This window comes from Zooshikella harenae (genome assembly GCF_018837975.1).
In the GTDB taxonomy this organism is placed as follows: domain Bacteria; phylum Pseudomonadota; class Gammaproteobacteria; order Pseudomonadales; family Zooshikellaceae; genus Zooshikella; species Zooshikella harenae.
Genome location: NZ_JAGSOY010000182.1, coordinates 1 through 2,589 on the forward strand (window position 1 = coordinate 1; position 2,589 = coordinate 2,589).

2 protein-coding genes are annotated in these 2,589 nt (G+C 31.2%); both read right to left on the minus strand.

Annotation, left to right across the window (positions count from 1 at the left end; translation table 11 throughout):
- A partial coding sequence (locus tag KCG35_RS24520; protein WP_215822483.1) for an ankyrin repeat domain-containing protein occupies positions 1 to 1,277 on the minus strand: 1,277 nt, incomplete at its 3' end.
- 15 nt (positions 1,278 to 1,292) lie between these two features.
- The coding region (locus tag KCG35_RS24525) for a hypothetical protein (RefSeq protein WP_215822484.1) at positions 1,293 to 2,589 on the minus strand (1,297 nt) is incomplete at its 5' end.

A 2,589-nucleotide genomic window follows, 5' to 3' on the forward strand; every position in this document is an offset into this window, starting at 1 on the left:
GCTTTTTCTAATTGAAGCTCTTCATATGTTTTAGCACCTCTATCTTTTAACATATTTATTATTCGACACTTTATATTTTTAATTTCTTCCAAATCAGACCCATATCCGCTTGAGTATTCATCCATTTCATATGCATAGTCTAATGCAGTCATTTCTTTACCTTCATTAACCAAATTAATACTTGCACCATTTTCCATTAAAAAATTTACAATTTTTTCAGCTCCACTTGCAGATGACTCCATTAACAAAGTATCACCATACATTGCCAACTCATCAGTACTTATATCATCATAGCGGTCTAAACATCTCTTTTCTCTAATATTGATATCTAGACCAGAATCTAAATAATACCTTAGAATTTTTAATCTACTTTGTTCAAAAGCTATTGGGTTGTCAATACTCATTAAAGTTGACACTGAGAAAATGCTATTAAATACTTCTGGATAATATCCATTATCCAAGCAAATTTCAGCGCCTAAGCTAATGAGTTTATCAAACCAAACTGAATTTTTTTTACATATTGACTCCGAGATAGCAGTGAACCCATCATTATTCTTTATGTTTATCGAAATATTTGAAGCAAGCAATAACTCTAAAGCATCACTATTCTCAGTTTCAACACATTGTATTAGTGGATTTTTCGAGAACTCGCCAGATAAACTATTAATAGTATCCACAATATATTTAGAACTTAATAGAGTTCTTAATACTTCACTATCACCTCTAGTCACTGCATCTTCACAGACATCAAAAATAACAAGCTCTGGCAACTCAACGCCCTTAAATAAAAACCTTTGAATTTCTTTAATTTTTTTATTTTTACAAAATTCTACAAACTCAGTTATTCCTTCACAGCCTTTGTAGGCTGGATTAAAATATTCTTCAGCAATTACTCTTTTATTATATTTATATCTAATTCCCTCAGGATTGCTTCCAATATCATCAAACCAATCATAACTAAAAAGCTCAACAATAAACTCTTCTACAATTGACAAATCTAACAAGTCTACAAAATTGTCATCTTGATCCCAAAGAGCAGTACTAAATCTAATACATTCATTATCCTGCATATCATAGGATAGCATAGGTTTATCTATCAAATTTTCTGCAACAATAAGCAGCTTTTTATATATTTTTTCGTTTAACTCAAGAGAATTTCCTGCTAAACAACTTGCAAACTTTTTCAATCCTTCATTTGACTCAAAATACTCATTAACTAGCTCAAAAAAATTATATTTATCTTTATCAAGATACAAAAAAACATTTATACAAAACATAATTTTACAACCTTATTAATCTGACTCTGGAATAAAGCCCTCTATTTTTTTCAAGTTCAAACCAATAGTCCCAGGAGGAATATCTATATCTTTAACAGAATGAAATAGATTACTCCAATCACGACCATTAATGGACTTTTCAGCTTTATTTATATACTTATTCCAACATTTCTTTGAGTATGAATCTGATTGACAATCTATTGAAAACTGTTTTTCAACATCAAGAAAACTAAGGTCAGGTTTTTTATAAATAAACCACTCATGGCTTTTAGTGGTTAGTTGCTTCTTCATCCACTCTTCATTATTAACACCTTCTTTAGTTGTCTTCTTATCCTTACTAACCCAAGTGAATTTCTGAAAACACCACACTACTTTATTACTTATATTTTCTAGCCCTGCATACGACCTATCTAGAAAAAATTCTTTTTGATAGTTTCCACTACCATTACCTAGATCACTTATTTTAAATTTCGACAAATCTGTATATGGATTATACCTCCAACTATTCCTTTTTTCTGAAAGACTTTCAACAAAACTTTTCTTAAGCAAAGTCTTAACTTCAATCCAGTGCTCTTCATCCTTGCTCATAACAATAATATCAATGCGTCGCTTTAATTCTGGCTCGTGGTTTTTCATATGAACAGTTATATGTCTATCTAGTTCTGCACCAACTAATTCGAAATTTGAGGCAACATAACTTGCTATCACACCAAGTTGAAATTGTGCTCCATACATATTTTTTGTGTTTGTAAACTGAAAAGCGTTAAGCATAATTGCTTTCAATGAGTCTGCTGCACTTTCACTTATCACACCATCTGAGATTTCTTTTTGCAAAAGAGCAAGTATGCCAACCAGCTTAAATATATTAATTCGCTGATCATTATGTCCTTTTAAAAAATTAATTACATACTCAATTCCTACTCTAGCCTTAAGAAAAATCATTGCGCGCCATAGCTGAGGTTTAAACAAAATCTTTCTTACATCTCTTAATCTTGCACTTTTATTGAAAGCTTTTTTATCTTTCATTAATGCACAAACTTGTTTTACTAAATTACCAATAAACCCAACATCTAAATCCATCTCTTTTTTAATCGCTTTCAATTCCTTTAAAAGTTCAACTGCTCTGCCGAGTGGTAATCGTGATTTTTTTGTATTTTTTGCATACGCTTTTGGGATGGCGAAATTAATAGCACTGGCATACCATGGCTCATAGGGTTGATTATCCAAATACGCAAAATCATCACCTGTTAAGACTTCCCCAAGTTCTCCACCTAAAGGCATTGACAATAAATCAATCCAGGCCAGTAAATGA